Origin of the sequence: Endozoicomonas sp. ONNA2, from assembly GCF_024606365.1 — a bacterium.
Lineage (GTDB): Bacteria > Pseudomonadota > Gammaproteobacteria > Pseudomonadales > Endozoicomonadaceae > Endozoicomonas.
Genome location: NZ_JAHHPO010000048.1, coordinates 1 through 4,483, shown reverse-complemented (window position 1 = coordinate 4,483; position 4,483 = coordinate 1). Strand labels below are relative to the sequence as shown.

The window sequence follows — 4,483 nt, the reverse complement described above, 5'->3', positions numbered from 1 at the left end:
TCCTGTCTTATATCACCGCCTGCGCGGCCCGGCCCGATTGGGCGATGCTTTACGATAGGTTTGGTAATTAATCTTTCCTGGTTAAGATATCTTGGCGTTAAAACCAATTTTCAAACTCACATTGTCTGGTGTTGGAACTATTTGGGGTCTGGGCATGTTCACGGCAAAGTATTCAATATTTTGCCAGGCAGGCCATTTTGCTGGCATGCAAAGCCGTATCGATGGTACTTGCTGGTCGTTTCAGGGCAAGGTTACGCAGTTTAGCAATAGTATCAGCCCGTTCGTTATTCCGATAATATTGCGGAGCGTATTGGGGGGTAATTCCCAATTTCTCACTGAAAATTTGACTATCAAGCATTCTGAAAACATTTGTATTTGGTACATACGTCAATCGTTGGGAACATTCTTTGAACCATTCATCAATCGCTCTGGTTTGCCTGCTTCCCAGTTTTGCTGTGACTTTGACACTTCGTGACCAGGCTTGGCTTAAGCTTTCCCAGGAAATCTCCACCTGTTGGCTTTCCTGATTCGGTTTGACGAGACAATGCATAATAAGGCAGCCATTGATTATAGAACGCATTGCTTTGGGATCGAGACCTATAGATTTCAGGGTATCCGGAAAATCAAGCGTGATCTGCAAATAAAACAGACATACCTCAGAAGAGGGGATGGGCAGATTATTGTAGTGACTGGTTAATACTTTTTTGAGGATTTCCTTTTCGCCATCTGCCAACATGCCAGCGGCACGCATATCATCCATAATCATACTGATCAGCCTGGATTCAGGGTATGTCATTTGTGCCAGCGCCGAAGTCATTTTTTCGTGGATATATTCTCGTTTTTTCTGCACCAAAGGCTCATCACCGGGAAACATTCTGTTGGCCTCCAGGTCGATGATGGCTTGCTGATAACTCAAGTTAACTTGTTTGGGTGTCCGGGGATATACACCGAAGCACTGCTGGTAGCTTAGCTGACGCCTGAACAGTTGGATCGCTCGAAATGTTTTTTCAGCTGCTTCAGCATCAACAAACAGTGCCTGATTTTGCTGAATGAGTAACTTTATGGCTTGTTCCCGTTCAGTGCTCGGATTGTCACCTTCAATGGTGATTCGCTTTAGCTCATAAACCAGGTTGTTCTTGAGAGCTTCGGATGCCTCTTCATTCCATCCCTTTGCCATCAAGGTTTCCAGACTGAATACACAATCATCCAAACTTTGAAGACCAACTCTTTCAGATTTATCCAGGGGCATTTTCACATTAATGACTGTGGCGACCGCGCATTCGGCAATGAATCTCTTGCCTTGCTGCTCTTGGGCAATGCATTTATATAAGTCATATTTACCCGCCATGGCATTCTCAAGCAATGTAAAGTTAATCAATAATGCATTGGTTTTGATTATTTTGATTTTACGAGACAGCTCATCATGAGCATTATTGCTACTTTGGCCAAGAGCGCAGCCGGGATATAAATGCCGGGGCGTAGCTGGTTTCACCTGCCTTCCAAGATGGTTGGCGGCAGTGATATCTGTTTGCGTGGCTACATCCCGGCTCCCAACAGCAGGGAATTGTGGATGAACGGATTTGGGTAGAATATTCATGATAATTGGCACTCCAGATATAATCTGCCAGTATTTTTTTGTACCTTGCCATTGACTGTAAGCCAATCAAAAAGTTCAATAGAATCGGTTAATGGAATGATCAGATCATCTTTTAGTCAACACTTATAAATTATTTAACTAACCTTGAGTCTCTTCTGATTTAAAGTTGTACTATTTGAGCAAATATAATCGGTAGTTGCTACAGTGGACTCTCAGCGGACATAATTCAAAAATCTCAGCATTTGATTACGACGCTTTTTAAACCGCGAGTCGACTTCCAGAAGATTGACAATCTCGGTTAATCCTTGCTGACTGGCTTTTGTCGCAGCAGTATGGAGTACTTTGTTAGACATATTAATTTCTGTACGTTCGTCATTAATCAGTAGTTTTGCACACTCTATATGCTTTTTATATATGGATAATATAAGCGCTGTATTCCCATCAAAATTAGTGCTATTAACATCAATGTCGGCTCTGGACAGTAACACACTGACGCAATCACTGTACCCCATATAAACCGCGCTGAGCAAAGGCGTAAAGCCGTTTTCGTTTTTGCTATTAACCTGAAGGTCAGAATACATCAGTAATTTTTCGACAATTTTTGTATGGCCTTTTGCGGCGGCCAAGTTCAGAGGCGACCAGTTACGTTTACTCTTCCCATCAATCTCAATGCCAGGTGCGTTTAGTAACAAAGCAACACAATCTATGTGTCCATTGTTGGCAGCATTGTGCAGGGGAGTATAGCCATTGTTAGCCTTGGCATTAATCGCAATGCCGACCTGGCGCAGTAATGCCTCAACACAGTTTGCGTGTCCCTTTGAGGCAGCGCGGTTCAAAGGGGTATAACCTTTAAAGTCTTTGTGGTTAACCTTTATACCTCTTAATTTCAATAGATAGCTTAATCCAGATATAATTCCCTGCCGCGCAAAGAGACCAAGAGGGGATTCCTTGCGATCATTCAAGAGGCCAGCCTGTTCATCACAATGTCCGGTTAACAGGATATGGGACATGGTTACTGCCATCTTCTTGCTCGCTGCTTGTCTGAATAATCGTTTGCAATCTCCCGGTAGCAACAGATTTTTGATATTTTCTTCTGAAAAACCAGCAATTTGCCAGATGGTTAAAGATAGTGTCACTGCCGATATCGTTATTCCCTGTTGCTGAAGTATGGTCAGAACCGGTGCCAGTAGTGGGGTATCAATCAACCAGCACAGAGTGTCCGGTGAAATGGTTGTTATGCCGCTACTGACCAATTGGTCACAGTCACACTGGCACAATCGCCCTGTAAATTCGTCATTGTTGCAAGTGAGCTTGTCAGTCAATTGATTAGAAAGTGCCTGAACCAACGGTTTTGGTGCTTTACTGAGCTGTTCAAAACTCGGCTGATGGGAAAAAAATGCGGCGATATCCTCGGCCTTGTGAGTCTGTTCCATTGCCTGGGTCAGGAGCGCATAACTGGTCTGCTCCGGCCAGGTACTGAAGTCAATTGACGTTAAATGAGGCAGCACAAGCGTTCTGTGATTGTCTGTTTCAAAAGTACAGGGTTGCTCTGCGTTCAGAGATGGAGCGTGGGTAAATACCCAAAAGAAAAGTTCGTTAATCGTGCCAATATACAGTTGTGAATCGGTTCCGCCAGCAATGGCGAGAAATACTTTGGTGGATGACCCGAAGAAATGGTTGGTTACCCAGGCCATCAGTTTTTCCTGATACCGATCCATGCGGTAGCAAGCATTTTCAGCCTGATCGATCAATGCCCACAGATCGAGCTGCTCTTCAGCTTTTTTTGCCAACAAACAGTTGACTGGTCTGAACACGGAACTGTTCAGCGTTTCGGTTCTGTCCGGGGTTAACTCGGTGCTGGCAATGACATCGGTTTCCCATATCGATACCCCCAGTTTTCGCAAGGCAGCCCGCAACTGATCAGACCATTCAGTGACGATTTTGCGAAGTACTGTACATGCGTTGACTGACAGGGGTGCCGCAGCAAGAAAACGTTGCACAAGGGCATCGTTCAGATGGGTCCTGGCCTCTGGGTCAGCCTCTGAAGGCAGTCCCAGGGGCTCGCAATAGAGATTGTAAAAACTGTTATACCAGTGGACTTCGTTGCCCGACGGAATATGAACGAGTCCCTGCCGTTGCTGTAGAAACATAAATGAAAGAATAAATTGATCGAACAACTCCTGCCTTGCCTTGAACAGTGTTGCGTCCTCCCCTCCCTGAGACGCTTTGAGATGCAGGAAAGTATTGGAAAAACGGGTATGAATACCCGCAGGACAGTGCTGGATATCGTTCAAACAGTCATGAAGTATTAAGGTAATGTGCGCTATTTGATGTGCGCTGGTGTCAGCGTTTTCAAGTTCCTTTACCATCTGATGGACATGGAAACGGGTCTCTCGATACAAGGGCAACACTTTGTCGCTGTCAAACCTTCCATCAGGGTCATCTATGTTTTTATAAAAAATGTCGATAGTCTTGTCGTACTTGCCATTAACATAGGAGTGAGCCAAACATTTCAGTTTTTCTATGTCACTCAGAAATTGACATTTGATGGCACTGAAATATTCGCAGTACAAAAGGTCCTGGTAATTATTAATGCTGGCAGGCATTTCAATATAATCATCCTGGCTTGCAGGTATTTCCACTGATTCCCCGGTAGTTGGCAGAGGGGGTTGCCAAGGCTGGAAAAGTCTCAAATAATTGGTAGAAGGGGCTGTTAGCATGATCAGGATTACCCAATAATTATTGGCATTGTTAATAAATTACACAGTTTATTTTTTTTGAAAAACCAGAAGGCTGTCCGAGAATAGACTGCCTGACTGCGGCCGCAGCAAATTGACCTGAAAATTCCGTTTTGTTCAGCAAATAGCACCACTATTCACTTCACAA

2 protein-coding genes are annotated in these 4,483 nt (G+C 44.3%); both read right to left on the bottom strand.

Annotated elements, in window-relative coordinates:
• Window positions 1-172: 172 nt before the first annotated feature.
• On the bottom strand, window positions 173-1,597 hold the full coding sequence (locus tag KDK14_RS00760; RefSeq protein WP_257263105.1) for a hypothetical protein: 1,425 nt from the start codon (window positions 1,595-1,597) through the stop codon (window positions 173-175).
• A gap of 212 nt (window positions 1,598-1,809) precedes the next feature.
• Window positions 1,810-4,239 carry an ankyrin repeat domain-containing protein gene (locus KDK14_RS21565; protein WP_257263104.1) on the bottom strand — a complete coding sequence of 810 codons (2,430 nt, stop codon included), beginning with the start codon at window positions 4,237-4,239 and terminating at the stop codon, window positions 1,810-1,812.
• Between the last annotated feature and the right edge of the window lie 244 nt (window positions 4,240-4,483).

Excerpts from the sequence above, each read along its gene's own strand:
- KDK14_RS00760 (WP_257263105.1), bottom strand. The coding sequence starts at position 1,597 with ATGAATATTCTACCCAAATCCGTTCATCCACAATTCCCTGCTGTTGGG.